We start from the raw sequence: 20,742 nt of genomic DNA, 5'->3' as shown, positions 1-20,742 counted from the left end.
TTCAATTTCTTTAACTGTTAATTATTATAATGCTGCCCTTACCGAGAATGCGAAAGTGCGTACATATGGCATGCCACCATATTCTGCAAAAGCACCGGCACTGTTATTAAATAAACCTTCAGGATTTAAGTGATCAGGTAAGCTATTATATATATACATCAGGTTTCTTGCTGTAACACCAACATTAACCTGTTTGAAATTAATTTTATCCGTAAATTTCTTTGGTAAAGTATAACCTAATGAAACCTCTCTAAGCGCTACCCAGCTATTTTCGAATGTAGAATATTCTCTGATACCGGTAGACCATTGTGTCAATCTTGCATAGTAAATCCGCGCACTCACAGGTTGTACATAACCTTTATCTGCTGCTTCCTGGAAAGTTAATCCACCAACGTTAACATTGTTGATAATAGTTCCTTTTGCAAATACTCCATCCGGAATGATACCATCATTGGCAATTACAGCACCTGAAGCATCTTTTCTTGGTAAACCACCAAAATCTGCAGAACGACCAAATAATGTGCTTTCGAAAGCACCAAAATTAGTACCATATTGATGCGTACCCGAAGCCATTAATCCCCCAACTTTAGCATCAATCTGGAAACCTAAATTGAAGTTTTTAAATCTGATGTTGTTGATCGAACTTGCATTGAATTTCTCCATCATTGATCCAAGGATTTTGTTTCCCTGGCCGGCATCACCGCTTCTAAAGAAACTTCCGTTTGCTTTTAACAATTTTTTACCGTTGTTCGGGCTATCAATATTATTACCTGCAGCATCAGTTGCCTGGTATGAAGCGTAACCATAACTGGTATAAATACTTCCATATTCCTGACCAGCAATAGCAACAGAAGTCATATCAGCACCAAATGCATAACCCAAAGTATAAGAATCTACTCCTGGGGCCAATTCAATAATTTTATTCTTGTTTCTTGCAAAATTAATTGAACTTGTCCATTCCAGGTTTTTAGTTTTGATTGGTGTACCTGTTAACAAGATCTCAATACCCTGGTTCTGAATGTTACCTGCATTAAACAGTTTTCTAGTAACACCTGATTCAGACGGTAGTGCTAGAGATAAAATCTGGTTTTTTGTGTTCTTTTTATAGTAAGAGAAATCAATACCTAAACGATCTTTAAAGAAACGCAATTCGGTACCTAGCTCCAGCTCTTTTGTTAATTCGTTTTTAAGGGCATTATTTCCAAGCGTATACTCTGGATAACCATATCTAGGCAACTGTTTTCCATTTTCATCTGTATAAGTACCTAAAAATTGATATTTACCTGCGCTTGTAACATACGGACTAGTTCCTAAACCTGTATATCCAAAATTTGCTCTTAATTTACCATAAGAAAGGAAATCAAAAGCTGGTTTGTTTTTTAATGATTCTGAGAAAACATACGATAAACCAACAGCTGGATAAGTATATGAATAATCGCCATGTCCGTCAGGATAAGTTAAAGTTGAAGACCAGTCATTTCTTACACTAAAGTTTAAAGTAAGCATGTTTTTATAGGTCAAATCTCCAAAACCGTATACTGCATCTGTTCTTTGGCTACCATCTAAGCGTGTATCCGTTAGAGCAACATTTACCGAATTCCCCATGAAGAATTTTCCTGGGTCTTTTAATCCTCCATCCGTTCTGGTACGGGAATAATTGTTACCAAAATCTTTGGTTGTTTCAGCTCCCAAACTCATATTGAAATCAAAATCATCGCTTAATTTCTTACTACCGTTTAGCAAAAACTGCAACCTGCTACTTTTTTGATTCGATTGACTTAAAGCATATTCTCCTCCTGCAAATCCTACACCGCTACCAATGTTTTTCGTCTCTCCTGTAATATTGATCTGATTTAATGTTCCTCTAACAAGCGCATTTAACCAAGGAGTTATGTTTGCTTTAACATCGATGTTACCTCTAAAATTATTCTCACGTTGTCTTACATTTGATTTATAAATAGAAAACCAAAGAGGTGATAGACCATAAGGGTCGTTGTTACCAGTTAACACACCACCGTTTGCCTGATCGATGTATTTATCTTTCCAATAATTTGTATCATAGCTTCTTGGATTTCCGTAAACAAGAGCAAATAATGGATTATTGTTGTTTGATTGATTGATTGGATTAAAACTGTTGCTGATGGTATAGTTTACACCTGCATTGATTTCGAATATTTTACCGAATTTTTGAGAACCTCTAAAATCTAAAGCGTCACGGTCAAATTTGTTGTTAGGTAAAATACCGGTACTATATAATTTTGAATATGAAAGTCGGAAAGTTCCAGTTTCACTACCACCTTGAAATGCCAAATTTGAATTGCTGTAGTTGCCTAACTTATATGCATCCAGCAAGTTGTTTGGTTGCGCATTCCAGCTAATCATCCTGCCGTCAATATCTTTGACCTGACTGCCATCGAAACGAGGACCAAAGCTCCAGAAATAATTTGCAGCATCTACTACCGGTGTACCTGAAGCATCTTTTGTGAAAGTCGGATTAATACCAGCACCAAATTCGTTCTGTAAATCCATTGTTTTATATGCTTCTTCAATAGTTTGGGTGTGTGAAAATGAAACACCTAAACCCTGACCACCTTTACCTTTTTTAGAGGTAATTAAAAGCACACCGTTTTGAGCTCTTGAACCATAAAGTGAACTCGCAGCAGCACCTTTCAAAACAGTAATACTCTCATAATCATCTGCATTTAAGTTCTTCATGATATTTCCAAAATCCTGTGGGCTATTACCGTAAGAATCAGCCCCACTTACGCCTGGCTGAATAAGTACACCATCAATAACAACCAGAGGCTGTGTATTTGGACTCAAAGATGAGTTACCTCTGATCCTGATTCTTGATGATGATTGCGGACCTCCAGAACCTTGGTTGATCATCACACCGGCTACTTTACCTTGCAATGCATTTACAATATTCTGCTCGTTAGCACGAACTAAATCTTCGCCCTTTACTTCCTGAATAGAGTAACTTAACTTTCTGGTCTGTTGTTTTACACCAAATCCGGTAGTTACTGTAACTTCTTCCAGAGATTTAGAATCCTCTTTTAAAGTAATATTAAAATTTTTATTGCCTCCAACAGCTACTTCCTGGCGTAAGAAACCAACGGCAGAAAAAACAAGGATATCAGCGCTTGAAGCACTGATGCTAAATTTACCGTTTGCATCGGTTTGGGTTGATTTTTGTGTGCCTTTTACAGAAACATTCGCTCCTGGAAATGGTCCGGACGCATCTTTCACCGTCCCGGTGATTATAGTTTGTGCCTGAGCTGCTACTGCAAAAAATGCTAGCAAAAGCAGGCTCAAAAATTTAAAGTACATTTTCTTCATGTCCTATTTTGTTAGTTTTTAAATAATGTGATTAGTTGCTTAATTTTTAGTCTGGTTGTTTTATCTCATAAGTTTTGATTTAAGTTATTATTATTGATGGTGCCAGTAGACATAATTTTCCTGGCTTATTATTTAATTTTTGTATTCGCTTTGCATAAGGGGATATTCTCTATAGTGGCTAACTGTAGCAATGCAAAGTTCGAACTTAAATCGTCAGCGCTCTGTTCGAATAATTTGAAATCGTAATTAGCTAGTTTAATTTGGTTTATAACAAACTTATGAAAAAAAAATAAAAACAACGCAAACTTTTTAATTTTTTTAAAAAGGTGATTTTAGCATAAAAAAAGGCCTGCATAAAATGCAAGCCTTAAATAAGTTATTTAAAAACTGTTTAATGAATTCCCAGAAACAGCCTGCTCCACCTTATTTTATGTAAGAAAGAAGCTGTACTATCCCAGCTCATCCAAACAAATAAGGCTTTACCAACAATATGATCTTCTGGCACAAAACCCCAGTAGCGCGAATCGGCAGAGTTATGGCGGTTATCTCCCCTCATCCAGTAATAATCCATTTTAAAGGTATAACTTGTAGCTGGCTTATCGTTAATAAACCATTTGCCATCTTTTTGCTCTACTTTGTTACCTTCGTAAGTTCTAATGGCACGGTAATAAAGTGGCATGGTATTACTGTCTATTTGTACTGTCCATCCTTTTGCAGGGATTTTAATCGGTCCAAAATTATCCCGGTTCCAAACGCGATTTGGATCGTTAGGGAAAACGCCACCAGGAACAGCACCAATAGAATCGGGGCTTAAACTTACCGATTTAACAAAATCTAATGCCTTTAGTTTATCCGCAATTTCTGATGTTGCATCTACAATATAGGTGTTAGCTGCCACTGCAGGTGTACTACCCAGGTTCAGTTTAAATTCATCCAGTACCGAATAGTTAAAATCCATGGTTTTAAATTCGATACGATATGGCATCATACCAGTGTTTTTTAAAGGCTCGCTTTTGCCGTTTACACTCGTAATCCCATTGCTCATCGAAATTACATCACCCGGAATACCAATACAACGTTTAATAAAGTTCTCACGTTTATCAACAGGTCTGTCTACAATAGTATAAGTGCTACGCACCTGCTCGCGGCCCATGCTCCGAACCAATTCGTAATAACTGGCCACCTGATTTTCTACAGCAACGGTATCACCTTCCGGAAAGTTGAAAACTACAACATCGTTTCTTTTAATTTTTGATAAACCCGGTAAACGGTGATATTTCCATTGAACGCCATCCCAATATGCTTTAGTTGAAGTTGTTAAAGGCATGGTATGGTGTGCGAAAGGAAAGGCAACCGGTGTCATCGGGATACGCGCGCCATAATTTACCTTACTTACGAAAAGGAAATCGCCGATCAGTAACGAACGCTCCATCGATCCTGATGGAATGGTATAAGCTTCGATAAAGAATACACGGATGATGGTTGCAGCCACTACGGCAAAAACAATAGCATCTACCCACTCGCGGGTTTTAGTTTTCTTCTTCTTAGTGGCATCTTTTTTTCTCTGCCAGAATTTATAATTCATATATCTTAATTTTGGTCTGCGATTTTATTTAATCGGCTACCTGTTATCTGCATTTCCTTTGGTGTGATTTCACAGATTACGTGATATTACACCTGTTTTATATCTTCGCCTTTCGTCCTAAATCTTTGGTCTTTCAGCTTTAGTATCAGCCTTATTCAAAAATATCTGTAATACTGAAAAATCCTTTTTTATCTTTCACCCACTCTGCTGCCACCACTGCACCTAAAGCAAAACCAGCACGGTTATGGGCAGTGTGCTTAATTTCTATTTCATCAACCTCACTGCTGTAAATTACCGTGTGCGTACCTGGTATATTTTCAATCCGATGCGACTCAATCAGCAATTGCTCTGCTTTTGGAAACATCTCTACATCCGTTCCAACCACCTCGTTTAACCATTCCTGTTTGCGTTCCAGATTTTCTACAATACCTTCTGCAAGTGTAATGGCTGTTCCGCTTGGCGAATCCAGTTTCTGGGTATGGTGAATCTCTTCTACCTGCACCTCGTAAGCCGGATAGTTGTTCATCAGTTTAGCCAGTGTTTGGTTAAGCTTAAAGAACAGGTTTACGCCAATACTAAAGTTAGACCCATAAAGCAAGGTATTGTTACTTTTATCGCAATCATCTTTTACTTCCTGCAGTTTACCATACCAACCAGTAGTACCTACAACTACCGGCACATTGGCATCAAAACAGGTATCAATATTTTTTAAAACCGAATCGGGTGTACTAAAATCGATAGCTACATCTGCAGCCTTTAAATTTTCGCGGGTTAAATCTTCCTGATTATCGATAGTTATTTTTAAAACGATTTCGTGACCGCGTTCGAGTGCAAATTTTTCTATAATCTGCCCCATTTTGCCGTAACCTAAAAGCGCAATTTTCATCTGTTTATATATTAAAGGTGATTAAAAGATCATGAATTAAATGTGGTATATTATGGGTTCATGATCATTTTGTTGAGATTAAAAAGTAAGTGATAATTTTAGTGCGGGTGTGGCATTAAAACCATACACACTGTTGGTATTGATCATAGATGGCATTATCTTAACGGTTCCCAGGTTGTCGTCGATATTAAAGAAATGCAGTCGGGCGGCAACATAGGCATCTACAATGTTGGCAAAATAAACCAAACCATAAGAAAACAGCACAATCTGCCTGTTTCTTCTGTAAGTATCTTTACGTAAAGTGATCCCTGAGGTTGAATATCTGGAACCGAAAGGTCCATCAGGATCAGGTGTTCCATTGTTCAAATCGCGATATTGAAGCTCTTTTAGCGATAAATTATACTGTTTGGTACTTTCGATATACGACATGGTAAGCACCGTAATACCACCATAAATGGCTGCTATTTTACTTCCGGTATAAAATTTTTGCCAAAACTGGCTTTTGCCTGCTCTGGGTCCATAGCCATCGCTAAGTAATTGCATGTTGTACAGCTGTCCCCAGCCCGGTATAATCATCGATCTGAAAACCGCCTTTCTACCGGCAACTTTACCCGGGTTTACGTATTTGGCTTTCATCGAATCCTGGCGGGTTACTGGCTGCTTTGCTCCTCCTTTTCCAATTGGCGTTGGGGTTACCACTTTCGTTTTAGTAGTATCAACAGGTTTTAATACAGTATCCTTTACCTGCGCACTGGCCAGGTTTACAATAAAAAATGTAAATAAAGAAAGTAGTACTAAAAGCTTCGTTTTTTGCATTACCAATCTAATAATTCTAAAATCCGGTTCAGGTCATCATCGCTCATAAATGGGATTTCTATTGCCCCTTTACCATTCTGGGTTACCTTTAATTTTACCCGTGTGGCAAATTTAGAGGCCAGATCGTCCTGTAGTTTTTGATATTGGAAAGAAACTGCCTTTACTTTTGGTTTGTCGGCTGCTTTTAAGGGCACATGCTGCAAGTTACGCACCAGCTCTTCAACCTTCCGAACTGAAAGGCCTTTTTCAAGGATTTCCTGATGGATGTACAACTGACGATCTACCCCATCAACATTGATTAATGCTCTGGCATGCCCCATCGAAATGCGCTGATCGCGGATAGAAGCCTGAATGGCAGGCGGAAGTTTTAACAGACGTAAATAATTGGTTACTGTAGTCCGGTTTTTACCTACCCGTTCGCCCAATTGCTCTTGCTTTAAGCCCACCTCATCAATCATCCTTTGGAAACTCAAAGCCACCTCAATGGCGTTTAAATTTTCGCGCTGGATATTTTCAATCAATGCCATTTCCAGCATTTGCTGATCGTTGGCGCTGCGGATATAAGCAGGAACCTGTGTTAATCCAGCCAGTTTCGAGGCTCTGAACCTACGTTCGCCCGAAATTAACTGGTATTTGTTTGCACCAAGTTTCCTAACGGTAATCGGCTGAATCAGCCCCTGTACTTTGATCGAATCAGCAAGCTCGTTTAAAGCAACCTGATCAAACTCTGTACGTGGCTGGTAAGGATTGGTTTCAACTTCGGTTAAATTTACATGACTGATATTGCCTACCTGCTCGGTTTCGCTCACAGCATTTACCTGCTGTTTAGGCGGATGAGCAGCTTCGCTATCATCTAAAAGCGCACTTAGCCCTCTTCCTAAACCTGTTTTTCGCTGAAAAGATGTCATCTATAATTTATAAAGTTGCTGTTCCAATATTTTCTTCTTCTTTTAACAAGCCGTTCTTTTTTACAATTTCGCGGGCAAGGTTAAGGTAGTTAATGGCACCTTTACAGTTTGCATCGTGCATAATTACCGAAACGCCATAACTTGGGGCCTCACTTAAACGGGTGTTACGCTGAATAATGGTTTCGAAAACCAATTCGTTGAAGTGTGTTTTAACTTCTTCTACCACCTGGTTCGACAAACGTAAACGTACATCGTACATGGTTAATAGAATACCTTCAATTTCCAGATCTGTATTTAAACGGTTCTGTACAATTTTAATGGTATTTAATAATTTACCCAAACCTTCAAGGGCGAAGTACTCGCATTGAACCGGGATAATTACCGAATCTGCTGCTGTTAAGGCATTAATGGTAATTAAACCCAATGATGGAGAACAATCGATGATGATAAAATCATACTGATCTTTAATTTTCTCCAAAACCGCTTTCATTTTATATTCGCGGTTGTTCAGGTTAATCATTTCAATCTCCGCACCCACTAAATCGATGTGTGCAGGCAATAAATCTAAATTTGGTGTATCGGTTTTTTGTATCGCCTGTAAAGGATCGATATCATTAATAATACACTCATAAATACTATCTTTTATATTCCGGGGGTCGAAACCGATACCGGACGTTGAATTTGCCTGTGGATCGGCATCAACTAACAAAGTTTTATATTCTAGTACGGCTAAACTCGCAGCCAGGTTTATTGATGAAGTTGTTTTACCAACACCACCTTTTTGATTTGCTAATGCAATAATTTTGCTCATCTATGTATCAGAAATTTACTTAACGTTTACTGGGGCTGTGTTATTTATACTTTTTAATTGGCAAAAAGTTCTATTTTTGCGTTGTTTACGGCCTTTTTCACAATCAGCTAAGATACAAACTATATGGCAATTTTAGCAACAAGCGCATTCGGGTTTTGAACATCTTATTAACAATTATCCATGATTACAATTATAGCCGCTACCAACAGGTACAATAGCAATACGTTAAAAGTTGCCAAATATTACCAAAAGCAACTAAAAGAAAAAGGCACCGTTACTACAGTATTCAGTTTGGAGCACTTGCCTATCGACGTGCTTAATACCGATATGTACGGCAAAAGATCGGATGCTTTCCAAAAAATACAGGATATGATTAATGAGACCCAAAAATTCATTTTCGTGATGCCCGAATACAATGGCAGCTACCCTGGCGTGTTGAAAGTATTAATAGATGCCTGCAATTTCCCTGATAGTTTTTACGATAAAAAGGCGGCGCTGGTGGGTATTTCATCTGGGAAATATGGTAATATAAGAGGCGTTGACCATTTTACAGGGGTTTGCCACTATATCCATTTAAACATTTTACCCTTGCGCCTGCACATACCTAACATAAAAACCGAACTTGATGCTGAGGGTAATTTAATAAATGAAGATACAATTAAGTTTACCAACGAGCAGATCGATAAGTTTATCAGTTTTTAATTTGATAACGCAAAGCTTTTTTACCACAGAGTGCATTGAGCTTTACACGGAGTCCGCCGAGGCGCTTGCAGTCGTTTCTGATGAGTGCATAGATAGCGTGGCGATATATCGTATTAATAATTAAACCACAAAGGGCGTTAAGCTTTTTTACCACAGAGTGCATTGAGCTTTGTGTTGAGCGCCACCGAGACGCTTGCGCTCGTTCTAACAAGTGCATAAAAAGCGTAGCGATTATATCGCATTTAATAACCGAGCCATGTAATTTCATATTTGTAAATTCTATTGCTATAAACTTTGCACCATATTTTAGTATCAGCCTTTTTTTTGCTTACTTGGCAATTAAAAAAACAGATATGAAAAAAAATATTTTAACGCTGATACTCTCGTTAATTTCGCTTTCTATTTTTGCGCAGGAAGGTTATTGGCAACAACATCTTACCTATAACATTGATGTAACCCTAAACGATACAGAAAAATCGTTAATAGGCACCGAAACGATTGTTTACAAAAACAATTCGCCTTCAACACTAGAATTTATCTGGTTTCATATATGGCCCAATGCCTATAAAAATGAAACCACAGCACTGTTTCAACAACTGAAAAACGATCCCTCCCGAAAAAAGAAATTAAGTAAATACACTTATGGTAGCCTGGAAGATCTTAGCTTTAAAATAAATGGAGCTGTGGCAAAAACAGAAGCACACCCGAATGCACAATACATCGACATTATTAAGGTATTACTCCCATCACCATTAAAATCAGGTGATTCGGTAACTATCAATTCTGATTTTAAGGTTAAACTACCCAGTTATTTTTCCCGTTCAGGATATGCCGAAACCCAATTTATGGTTACACAATGGTATCCTAAACCTGCAGTTTTTGACAAAGATGGCTGGCACGAATTTCCATATCTGGATATGGGCGAATTTTACAGCGAGTATGGCGATTACAGGGTGAACATTACCTTACCGGCATCGTATGTTTTAGCCGCAACAGGCACTATGCAAAATGCCGATGAACTCCAAATCTATAAATCGATAGGGGCAAAAAATGTAGCAAACCGGGAGGGTAAGCCATTTCTTTATGAACCAAAAACAGGGACAAAAAAGATTAGTTATGCCATTAACAATGTACCTGACTTTGCCTGGTTTGCCGATAAAGACCTCGTAATCCAATATGATACGGTAAAACTGACCTCTGGAAAAATTATAGATGCTTTTAGTTATTACCATAATAAAAAGAAATCGCTTTGGGTAAATAGTATCGATTATATCAAAGATGCCACCAGAAAATACAGCGAGTGGGTGGGCGAATATGAATATCCGGTGGTACAGGCAATAGAAGGACCTAAAAATAACTCGAGTGGTGGAATGGAGTACCCTACAATTACTTTAATTACCAGCCCTGATGCAAAGGCAACAAGTTTAGATGCGATAATTACGCATGAAGTTGGCCATAATTGGTTTATGAGTATGCTGGGCAGTAACGAAAGAATGCATACCTGGCAGGATGAGGGGTTAAATACCTATTTCCAATTTAGGTATGAAGCAGAGAAGTATAAAGCAAACACGATTTTTGGAGACGCGATACCGGCACAGGTAAAAGAACTGCCAACCGATAAATTTCAGGCAAGCATTTATAATGCTTTGTCAAGTATCCCTATGAAATCGGCTATCGAAACACCTGCAGCCAATTTTTCTACTTCTGATGAATATGGAGTGATTTCTTATATGAAAACAGCACTTTGGTTGTACTTATTGGAATCTGCGGTTGGCAGGGATAAAATTGATCTGGCGTTTAAAACATATTTTGATCAATGGAAAAACAAACACCCAACACCAGAAGACATGAAAGCGTCTTTTGAAAAATCGCTGGGGTCAAACCTCAACCAATTTTTTAAGATGTTACACACTGAAGGACAGTTTAAATAATCCTTTTACGAACATACTTTTTTGAAAAAAACCCTTCCAAAACGGAAGGGTTTTTTTGTGTCAAAAATTTTGTAAGCGGCGCAAAAACAACACAAACAACTGCATACAAGCAACTTAACAAAATCACATCTTCTACGGCACAGGCTTTGGCATTAGCGATTTCATCAATCATTTAATTTATGACAATTATCCTATTTCTAATCCTGATCCTGCTATGCTGGGCAACTTACCTCTCTATCGATTGGTTCGAAAAAATCTGAAGAACATGTTAGCACTATTTATCATCTCCATCGCCGTATTTATCTATATGATTTACGTGTTGATTAAACCAGAAAAATTTTAACCCCTTACCCTTAAAGGGAAATTAAAAAACAAAAAAATGAACACTGAATTAATTGGCATCATTGCCACCTTCCTGCTCACCTTAATTATTGCCATTCCTTTAGGTAAATACCTGGCTAAGGTTTTTGCAGGAGAAAAAGTTTGGACAGACTTTTTAAAACCGCTCGAAAACGGAATTTATAAACTTTCAGGCATCAACGTTAAAGAACAGATGAACTGGAAACAACAGTTAAAAGCCCTGCTAACCATCAATATCCTTTGGCTGGTTTATGGCTTTTTCGTATTGATATTTCAGGATAAACTGCCTTTCAATCCGGATGGCAACCCCGGCATGACTCCTGATTTAGCTTTTAACACCATCATCAGCTTTGTAGCCAACTGTAACCTGCAACATTATTCGGGTGAAACTGGGGTAAGTTACTTAACCCAGCAGTTTGTGCTGATGTTCCTGCAGTTTGTGAGCGCCGCAACAGGTATTGCCGCAGCTGTAGTGTTATTTAAAGCTTTCAGAGATAAAACTACAACGCAACTTGGCAACTTCTGGGAGTTTTTTGTGAAAGCCATTACACGTTTATTATTGCCCTTATCAGTTATAGTTGCTTTAATTTTAACTTTTAATGGTACACCAGCAAGTTACGAAGGCAAAGACCAATTCATTTCGATGCAAGGCGATACCGTAAATGTTTCGCGCGGACCCGCAGCACAAATGATCGCCATAAAACACCTGGGTACGAATGGTGGAGGGTATTTTGGTGCAAATTCTGCCCACCCATTCGAAAACCCGAGCTATGTAACCAATATGGTTGAGGTGATTGCGCAAACGATTATTCCAATTGCCATGATTATAGCTTTCGGTTATTTTATCCGCAGGAAAAAACTAGCTTGGACCATATTTGGCGTAATGACCATCGGATTGTTTATGCTGATGATCCCAACCTTAACTTCCGAACTGGGCGGTAATCCGGCCATTGCCAAAATGGGTATTTCGCAGGCTACGGGTGCTATGGAAGGTAAAGAAGTAAGACTTGGTCCCGCCGCAACCGCCTACTGGAGCACTTTAACCACGGTAATTTCTACCGGTTCGGTTAATGGTATGCACGACAGTACCATGCCGCTTACCGGTTTATGGCAGTTATTAGCCATGATGATTAACGCCATTTACGGTGGCTGTGGCGTTGGTTTATTAAACTATTTCATTTATTTAATTATTGCAGTATTTATTTCAGGCTTAATGGTAGGCCGAACACCCGAATTTTTGGGTCACAAAGTTGAGGCACGAGAAATTAAGATTGCGGCACTCATTACCTTGTTAAGTCCGTTTTTAATTCTGGCCGGAACCGCAATTGCCAGTTATGTATTTACCAACCATGGTAGTGCTGCCTGGGCGGTGCAACCTAAAGCCTGGTTAAATAATCCCGGGTTCCACGGTTTTTCCGAAATGCTTTACGAAGTAACCTCATCTAACGCCAACAATGGTTCGGGTTTTGAAGGCCTTGGCGACAATAACATTTTCTGGAACGTTTTAACCGGAGTAATTATTTTCCTTGGTCGCTTCTTGCCAATTATTGGCCCGGTAGCCATTGCAGGTTTACTGGCAGGTAAAAAGTTTATCCCCGAATCGGCCGGTACCTTAAAAACAGATACCAAAACATTTGCACTGATGACCTTTGCCGTAATCCTGGTGTTAAATGCACTATCCTATTTCCCGGCCCTGGCTTTAGGTCCGCTGGCAGAATACTTTACGATGCTTAAATAAACTATGGTAAATGTGAGATGGAAGATGAAACATACGCCCGTCATCCATCTTCCATTAAACGTCTTACATCATAAACAAATCTGTGAAATCACTTTATCTGTGCAATCACTTAATATAAATAAAAATGAAATCCAATAATAAATTGTTCGAACCTGCTTTAGTGCAAACTGCATTAAAACAATCTTTCATCAAACTCGACCCTCGGGTAATGGTGCGCAACCCCGTTATGTTTACGGTAGAAATCGGCACCCTGGTAATGGCTTATGTCACGGTATATTCTTTTAACCATAACGAACAGGGATCTGCACTATATAATTTCTTCATCTTTTTGGTGTTGTTGCTCACCGTGCTCTTTGCCAACTTTGCCGAAGCCATTGCCGAAGCCAGAGGTAAAGCGCAAGCCGACAGCTTACGTAAAACGAGAGAAGAAACCCCGGCAAAGCTACTTTTAAGTAACGGAACAACAGAAATCCGCTCTTCCAGTCATTTGCAGAAAGGCGATATTTTCATCTGCGAAACTGGTGATATTATTCCAACCGATGGCGAAATTATTGAAGGTATCGCTACTATCGATGAATCGGCCATTACCGGTGAGTCTGCACCCGTGATCCGCGAATCAGGAGGTGATAAATCATCGGTAACCGGAGGTACAAAAGTACTGTCAGACGAAATTAAAGTTAAGGTAAGTACTGCGCCGGGCGAAAGCTTCTTAGATAAAATGATTGCCCTGGTTGAAGGTGCTTCACGCCAGAAAACGCCCAACGAAATTGCATTAACCATTCTATTGGCCAGTTTTACACTCGTGTTCATCATCGTATGTGTTACCTTAAAACCCTTTGCCGATTATGCCAATACCCCAATCACCATTGCAGCCTTAATTTCGCTGTTTGTGTGTTTAATCCCCACCACCATTGGCGGTTTACTTTCGGCCATTGGTATTGCCGGGATGGACAGGGCTTTAAGGGCTAATGTAATTACCAAATCGGGCAAAGCCGTAGAAACCGCAGGTGATATTGATGTGCTGCTTTTAGATAAAACCGGAACCATCACCATCGGTAACCGTAAAGCCACCAACTTCTATCCTACAGCTGGTGTGGTGATTAAAGATTTTACCAATGCCTGCATATTAAGTTCTTTAGCCGACGAAACTCCCGAAGGCAAATCGATTATCGAACTGGCCGCCGAACAAGGCCACAAAAGTTTAACCACACCCGAAGGTTCAACATTTATCAGGTTCACCGCAGAAACCCGCTCTAGCGGACTGGACACGAAAGATGGTCACAGGATTAGAAAAGGAGCTTTCGATGCCATCCGCAATATGGTAGAAAAAGCCGGCAATGTATTCCCTTCAGACATTGAAGACCACGTAAAAAGTATTGCTACCAATGGCGGAACACCTTTAGTAGTTGCTGAAAATGAAAAGGCTCTGGGCGTAATCGAACTACAAGACATTATTAAACCCGGTATCAGCGAGCGTTTCGAGCGTTTGCGTAAAATGGGGGTTAAAACAGTAATGGTTACAGGTGATAATCCGCTAACCGCCAAATACATCGCCGAAAAAGCAGGTGTAGATGATTTTATAGCCGAAGCAAAGCCCGAAGATAAAATGAACTACATTAAGGATGAACAAGCTCTGGGTAAACTGGTAGCCATGATGGGCGATGGTACAAACGATGCTCCTGCCCTTGCCCAAGCCGATGTTGGTGTAGCCATGAACAGCGGTACCCAGGCAGCAAAAGAAGCCGGCAATATGGTCGATCTGGATAACGACCCAACCAAGCTCATTGAGATTGTGGAAATCGGCAAACAACTGTTAATTACGCGTGGTACGCTCACTACTTTCTCTATCGCTAACGATGTGGCTAAATATTTTGCCATTGTACCGGCGCTGTTTATCGCTTCGATACCTGCCCTGCAAAGTTTAAACATTATGGGATTGCACACACCAGAAAGCGCAATCATGTCGGCGGTAATTTTTAATGCCATTATCATCCCGATTTTAATTCCACTTGCCTTAAAAGGTGTAGCCTATAAACCAATCGGGGCTACGGCACTCCTTCGCAGAAACCTCTTTATTTATGGTATCGGAGGAGTTGTAGCGCCCTTTATCGGCATTAAGTTAATCGATTTGTTAGTGGGCGTATTTATCTAAAAAAATCAGTGTAATCCCTTAAATCATTTAAATCAGAATAAAATCTGTGTAATCACATACATCATGAAAAAGTACATCATACAATCTTTACGTTTAACCTTAGTATTAATCGTATTGTTATGCATCATTTATCCCATTGGGATTGCACTTGCAGGTAAACTTGCCAAAGGAAACGGCGGCGGCGAAAAAATCACCAAAAACGGAAAAACGGTTGGTTATGCCCTGCTTGGCCAATCATTTACCAAACCCGAATATTTTTGGGGCAGACCATCGGCTGTAGCTTACAACGCAGCAGGCTCTGCAGGTTCGAACAAAGGCCCGTCAAATCCCGATTATTTAAAAGAGGTTCAATCTCGAATTGATACCCTTTTAAAATACAATCCCGGATTGGAAAAATCAGCTATCCCGGCCGATCTGGTTACTGCATCGGGTAGTGGCTTAGATCCGAATATTTCTGAACAGGGAGCTGCAATACAAATCGCGAGAGTAGCCAAAGCCAGAAAAATAGACGAGAAAAAAGTAAAAGAGCTGGTAGCCATGAATACTTTAAAACCATTGATGGGCTTATTTGGCCCCTCATCGGTAAATGTATTGAAGTTGAATCTGGCTTTAGATAATCTCTAAACGCTTATCAAAGTAATCACCCATAATACATAGTTCGCCATTCCCATCCGATAGCTATCGGATGGGAATGGCGAACAACTTAAAATCAGTGTAATCTATCAATCGGTGTAATCACCTTAATTCAATGAAAAAATTTATCATCCTTATAACATCATTAACCGCAGCGTTAAACACTTTTGCACAAAACGAACCGAAAGTTAAATTCTCAGGGTACCTCGAAACCTATTACGGTTACGATTTCAATAAACCCGCCGATCACAACCGTCCGGGATTTATATACTCGCACAACCGGGCAAACGAGGTAAACCTGAATTTAGGTTTTATTAAAGCCGCTTACGATAGCGGAAATATCCGCGCCAACCTGGCTGTAATGGCTGGTACTTATGCCAACGCCAACCTATCGGCCGAACCTGGTGTGTTAAAAAACATCTTCGAAGCCAATGCAGGGGTTAAACTATCAAAAACAGAAAATCTGTGGATTGATGCCGGGGTGTTCGCTTCACATATTGGCTTTGAAAGTGCTGTTTCGAAAGATTGCTGGGTACTGACCAGAAATATAGCCTCAGAAAATACGCCCTATTACGAATCTGGCGCAAAAGTTACCTATGGCACCCAGGATGGAAAATTTACTGCGACCCTACTCTACCTAAATGGATGGCAAAGAATTACCCGTACTGCTGGCAACAACAAACCTGCAGGCGGCTTACAATTAACCTGGAAACCTACCGGCAAAATAACGGTAAACTACAGTAATTATCTCGGTACTGAAGGTGCAGATTCGGTTCGGGTGAACCGTTTCTACCACAATGTGTATGGTATTTTTCAGCTAACTGATAAATTTGGCTTAACCCTTGGCTTCGATTATGGCACACAACAAAAGGCAAAAGGCAGCAACGATAAAAACGAAGTAATTTCGCCAGTGGCTATTGCACAATACAAATTTGCCGATAAATGGGCTATTGCCGGAAGGTTTGAGTATTACGACGATAAAAACGGGATCTTTATTGGTACCGCAACGCCAAATGGTTTTAAAACCAAAGGCTATTCACTCAATCTCGATTACGCACCAATACCCAATGCGGTAATCAGGTTAGAAGGTAAAACTTTCGATAGTAAGGATAAAATTTTTAACCGCGAAGGCAACGCAGTAAATGCGAATACAACTTTAACGGCAAGTATAGCCGTAGCGTTTTAAAATATTTGTTATTATGGCTCCTCAATAGAGAATCGTCATTTCGAGCGAAGTGCAATGCAGTCGAGAAATCTATTTAAAGATCTCTCCGTTTCGCTTCGCTTCATCCGATAGCTATCGGATCGAGATGACGATCTTCTTTAAGGAAGCTGTAAGATAGATTTAATTAAATTTCAAAGGAGATGAAACTATATATCGAAATCTTATTCAGCATACTGCTTTTGGGCAGTGGCATTTTCCTTTTGGTTTTAAAGCACCGCAAAAAAACCGAAAAACTCAAGCGGCTTTATGCCCGGTTAAGCAACAACAAAAAGGAAATGCTGCTGGCTATGCAAAGGGCAAACCTGTACAAACTGGTGATGGTGCTCTCGGGTGTATTTCTTTTCACCGTGTGCGTGTGTGTACTGGTAAACGAGCACATTATCGCCATAACGTGGTAAGACCAAGATAAATTCCATGACCCATTTTAAAACTTACATCATTCAACATGTCAGAAAAAGAAGATTCGGTTAAACACTTCCTCGAACTGATTAAAAAATCGAGAAGAGGGAAACTCAAAATCTATATTGGGATGAGTGCCGGTGTGGGCAAAACCTACCGGATGCTGCAGGAAGCACACGCCCTCTTACGTGGTGGTATTGATGTTTGCATAGGCTATGTAGAAACACACAAAAGGGCCGAAACCGAAGCCCTGGTTGCCGGCTTACCCTTAATTGCGCGAAAAAATATCTTTTACCGGGGTAAGGAAATAAATGAAATGGACCTGCAAGGCATTTTAAACCGTCATCCAGAAATTGTGGTGGTTGATGAACTGGCACATACTAATGTAGAAGGCAGTAAAAATACCAAGCGCTGGCAGGATGTTTTCGATCTGCTCGAAGCGGGCATCAGTGTTATTTCGGCGGTAAATATCCAGCATTTGGAAAGTATAAACGAAGAGGTAGAACAAATTACTGGTGTTCAGATTACAGAACGCATCCCCGATAAAATACTGCAGATTGCGGATGAAATTGTGAATATTGATTTAACGGCCGACGAATTGGTTACCCGTTTAAAGGAAGGTAAGATTTACGATAAAACAAAGATCGAAAGTGCACTGGGCAACTTTTTTCAGGCCGATAAAATTTTACAGCTACGCGAACTTGCACTTAAAGAAGTGGTGCATCAGGTGGAAAGAAAAATACAAACCGAAATTCCCAAATCCATTAAAATTCGTCCCGAACGTTTTTTGGCCTGTATTTCATCAAATGCCGAAACTGCCGGCGTAGTAATTAGAAAAACAGCCCGGCTGGCTTCTTACTACCGTTCGCCATGGATTGTTTTGTACGTGCAGAGCGATGCAGAAAGTTTAGACCGCATAAAACTAGATAAACAACGACACCTGATTAACCATTTTAAGTTAGCTACGGAGCTGGGAGCCGAAGTAATTAAGATAAAAAGTAACCAGATTACCCAGACCATTATTAATACGGCAACAGAAAAAGAAATTACAACCATTTGCATCGGTAAACCCCATTTAAATATTTTTCAGGTGATACTCCGAACGGCAATTTTTAATCAATTGTTACGTAATTTAGCCAGTCAGGAAATAGATCTGGTGATACTGTCTTAAACTTATTTAACCACAGAAAACGCAAAGAAAATACACAGAGTTAGGACTGATTGCTTTAAGTTCTCTGTGAAAAACTCAATGCCCTCTGTGGTAAAACAAAAAAATAATGCCATGAAAATAAAAACCAAGCTTCGCCTCGGATTCGGCTTTCTCTTCATCATCGTCTTGTCCTTCGGCTTAATTGCCTTATTCTTCCTGAACGAACTTTCAGATAAATCGAAAATGATTTTGAAAGACAATTACAAATCGCTGCAATATGTAGCAGCTATGCGTAAGATTATTGATGAAAATCACTTTCCCTTAAGTGAAGCACAACGTTTAACTTTTGTAGAAAATTTAAACAATGAAAGCCAAAACATTACCGAACAAGGCGAGAAAACCGCTTTCCTAAAGCTCGAAAGCGCTTATAAAACTTTAAGTACCACTGTTAATGAAAACAGCCTGAAAAATTTACGAACTGCCCTGCACGATATAGAACGCGTAAACCTCGCTGCCATTTACGAGAAAAATGAGCGTGCCAACGAAACTTCGTCAAGAGCCAACCTCTACATCATGATAGCGGCAACTCTAAGCTTTATTATCCTGTTTACATTTATTGTCAACTTTCCTGGATTTGTGGCTAATCCGTTGGCCGAATTTGGTGCCGCAATTAAACAGATTGGTCGCAAAAACTATAAACAACGCCTGCATTTCGAAAACGATGATGAATTTACCGAACTGGCCGATTCGTTTAACGGCATGGTAATCAAGTTAAATGAATGGGAAAACAGTAATCTCTCGACCATTAAATCAGAAAAATTACGCATTGAAGCAATCATCGCACAAATGCAGGATGCCATTATCGGTTTAAACGAAAAAGGTGAGGTACTTTTCTTAAATCATCTGGCAGCAAAGCTGATGGGATTGGATGAAGATAAAATCATCGGGCAGAATGTGGCCGAGCTCATTCAAAAGAACGAATTACTTAAACGCATCATTAAACCTGATACCGACGAGCCTACTTTAAAAATTTATGCTGATGATAAAGAATCGTATTTCCAGCTCGAAAACCGCGAAATTATTATTCCCAATTATGAGGAACAGGAAGAAAACACTTTAATTTCAGCTACAAAGTCTGCAGGTAGCGTATACATCCTGAAAAACATTACACAGTTTAAAGAGCTTGATGAGGCTAAAACGAATTTTATTGCCACTGTTTCTCACGAATTAAAAACACCGCTATCCTCTATAAAAATGAGTTTAAAATTGTTGAACGATGAACGCGTGGGCAGCATGAACGAAGAACAGCACGAGTTGCTTACGCACATTAAAGAAGATAGCGACAGACTTTTAAAAATCACCAGCGAATTATTAGATCTTTCGCAGGTAGAAACCGGTAATCTGAAACTTAGCTTTGCCATTACAAGTCCGGCAGCTATAGTGCAATATGCTGTTGATGCTGTTAAATTTCAGGCCGAACAAAAGTCCATCCAGTTAACTCTAAACTGCGATCAAAACCTGCCAAATGTATATGCTGATATCCAGAAAACGGCCTGGGTAATGGTTAACTTCTTATCCAATGCTTTGCGTTATAGCGCAGAAAAATCGAAGGTGATTATTGATGTTTTCCAAAAAGATCAATTCATCCAGTTTTCGGTTCAGGATTTTGGAAAAGGCATAGAAGAAAAATACCAGAAACGTTTGTTTGACCGCTATTTCCAGGTACCAACCGATGGACAGAACAAATCGGGATCTGGACTGGGCCTGGCCATTTCAAAAGATTTTATAGAAGCAGAACAAGGTAAAATATGGGTGGTGAGTGCCATTGGCGAGGGCAGTAAGTTTTGTTTTGCGTTGCCGGTTGTGGTTTAGTTTCTAACGAGTGCATAAATAGCAAAGCGATTTTATCGCGTTTTATAATTAACCGCAAAGGGCGCTAAGTTTTACGCGAAGAAACGCTAAGCGACAATGTTTTTTCACCACGGAGATTCTGTGTTGATATCCAAATTAATTTTTAATTTTGTAGTCCAAGGCAGCTCTAAGCTAGCTTCATTAGGGCAGTTCATTTTTAATGGCTGCTCTAACAATTTACTTCGTTTTCCACCTC

Annotated in this window: 17 protein-coding genes; 10 read left to right on the top strand and 7 right to left on the bottom strand. The window is 39.6% G+C overall.

Features of this window, described 5'->3' with window-relative positions:
- Positions 1–24: 24 nt before the first annotated feature.
- The 6 genes from HWV58_RS23380 to HWV58_RS23355 form a co-directional block, all read right to left on the bottom strand.
- On the bottom strand, positions 25–3,339 hold the full coding sequence (locus HWV58_RS23380) for a SusC/RagA family TonB-linked outer membrane protein (RefSeq protein WP_175636430.1): 3,315 nt from the start codon (positions 3,337–3,339) through the stop codon (positions 25–27).
- A 391-nt stretch (positions 3,340–3,730) separates the two neighbouring features.
- The gene (gene lepB, locus HWV58_RS23375) at positions 3,731–4,924 is read right to left on the bottom strand and encodes a signal peptidase I (protein ID WP_175636429.1); all 1,194 of its coding nucleotides are present in this window, start codon (positions 4,922–4,924) and stop codon (positions 3,731–3,733) included.
- A gap of 151 nt (positions 4,925–5,075) precedes the next feature.
- The gene (gene dapB, locus HWV58_RS23370; protein WP_175636428.1) at positions 5,076–5,810 is read right to left on the bottom strand and encodes a 4-hydroxy-tetrahydrodipicolinate reductase; all 735 of its coding nucleotides are present in this window, start codon (positions 5,808–5,810) and stop codon (positions 5,076–5,078) included.
- Between the two features lie 78 nt (positions 5,811–5,888).
- Complete coding sequence (locus tag HWV58_RS23365; protein WP_175636427.1) at positions 5,889–6,626, bottom strand: DUF5683 domain-containing protein; 738 nt, start codon at positions 6,624–6,626, stop codon at positions 5,889–5,891.
- Complete coding sequence (locus tag HWV58_RS23360) at positions 6,626–7,534, bottom strand: ParB/RepB/Spo0J family partition protein (protein WP_175636426.1); 909 nt, start codon at positions 7,532–7,534, stop codon at positions 6,626–6,628. Before HWV58_RS23360 ends, HWV58_RS23365 begins: the two co-directional genes overlap by 1 nt.
- Positions 7,535–7,541: 7 nt before the next feature.
- Positions 7,542–8,345 (bottom strand): ParA family protein, encoded by an 804-nt coding sequence (locus HWV58_RS23355; protein WP_124558775.1) that lies wholly within the window; start codon positions 8,343–8,345, stop codon positions 7,542–7,544.
- Positions 8,346–8,525: 180 nt separating this feature from the next.
- Here HWV58_RS23355 and HWV58_RS23350 point away from each other — a divergent pair, with 180 nt between their 5' ends.
- Positions 8,526–9,047, top strand: a complete 522-nt coding sequence (locus HWV58_RS23350; RefSeq protein ID WP_175636425.1) for an NADPH-dependent FMN reductase — start codon at positions 8,526–8,528, stop codon at positions 9,045–9,047.
- Between the two features lie 353 nt (positions 9,048–9,400).
- Positions 9,401–10,978 (top strand): M1 family metallopeptidase, encoded by a 1,578-nt coding sequence (locus HWV58_RS23345; protein ID WP_175636424.1) that lies wholly within the window; start codon positions 9,401–9,403, stop codon positions 10,976–10,978.
- Here HWV58_RS23345 and HWV58_RS23340 read toward each other — a convergent pair.
- Positions 10,971–11,150 carry a hypothetical protein gene (locus tag HWV58_RS23340; protein WP_175636423.1) on the bottom strand — a complete coding sequence of 60 codons (180 nt, stop codon included), beginning with the start codon at positions 11,148–11,150 and terminating at the stop codon, positions 10,971–10,973. The two genes, HWV58_RS23345 and HWV58_RS23340, sit on opposite strands and share 8 nt — an antisense overlap.
- Positions 11,151–11,192: 42 nt before the next feature.
- On the opposite strand from HWV58_RS23340, the gene HWV58_RS24640 reads away from it, so the two are divergent.
- The 8 genes from HWV58_RS24640 to HWV58_RS23300 all read left to right on the top strand — a co-directional run bounded on the left by HWV58_RS24640 (position 11,193) and on the right by HWV58_RS23300 (position 20,507).
- Positions 11,193–11,321 (top strand): potassium-transporting ATPase subunit F, encoded by a 129-nt coding sequence (locus tag HWV58_RS24640; protein WP_394354264.1) that lies wholly within the window; start codon positions 11,193–11,195, stop codon positions 11,319–11,321.
- Between the two features lie 36 nt (positions 11,322–11,357).
- A complete protein-coding gene (kdpA, locus tag HWV58_RS23330; RefSeq protein ID WP_175636422.1) occupies positions 11,358–13,076 on the top strand; it encodes a potassium-transporting ATPase subunit KdpA in 1,719 nt (572 codons plus the stop codon).
- A gap of 124 nt (positions 13,077–13,200) precedes the next feature.
- Positions 13,201–15,228 (top strand): potassium-transporting ATPase subunit KdpB, encoded by a 2,028-nt coding sequence (kdpB, locus tag HWV58_RS23325; RefSeq protein ID WP_175636421.1) that lies wholly within the window; start codon positions 13,201–13,203, stop codon positions 15,226–15,228.
- Positions 15,229–15,291: 63 nt separating this feature from the next.
- Complete coding sequence (locus HWV58_RS23320; protein ID WP_175636420.1) at positions 15,292–15,852, top strand: K(+)-transporting ATPase subunit C; 561 nt, start codon at positions 15,292–15,294, stop codon at positions 15,850–15,852.
- Positions 15,853–15,976: 124 nt separating this feature from the next.
- A complete protein-coding gene (locus tag HWV58_RS23315) occupies positions 15,977–17,047 on the top strand; it encodes a porin (RefSeq protein WP_175636419.1) in 1,071 nt (356 codons plus the stop codon).
- A 179-nt stretch (positions 17,048–17,226) separates the two neighbouring features.
- Positions 17,227–17,484 carry a hypothetical protein gene (locus HWV58_RS23310; protein ID WP_175636418.1) on the top strand — a complete coding sequence of 86 codons (258 nt, stop codon included), beginning with the start codon at positions 17,227–17,229 and terminating at the stop codon, positions 17,482–17,484.
- A gap of 47 nt (positions 17,485–17,531) precedes the next feature.
- Complete coding sequence (locus HWV58_RS23305; protein ID WP_175636417.1) at positions 17,532–18,656, top strand: sensor protein KdpD; 1,125 nt, start codon at positions 17,532–17,534, stop codon at positions 18,654–18,656.
- A gap of 111 nt (positions 18,657–18,767) precedes the next feature.
- A complete protein-coding gene (locus tag HWV58_RS23300) occupies positions 18,768–20,507 on the top strand; it encodes an ATP-binding protein (RefSeq protein WP_175636416.1) in 1,740 nt (579 codons plus the stop codon).
- The last annotated feature ends 235 nt before the right edge of the window (positions 20,508–20,742 follow it).

Origin of the sequence: Pedobacter ghigonis (assembly GCF_903166585.1) — a bacterium.
Taxonomy (GTDB): Bacteria; Bacteroidota; Bacteroidia; order Sphingobacteriales; family Sphingobacteriaceae; genus Pedobacter; species Pedobacter ghigonis.
The sequence above is the reverse complement of the archived record's forward strand: the minus strand, read 5'-3'. Positions and strand labels throughout refer to the sequence as shown.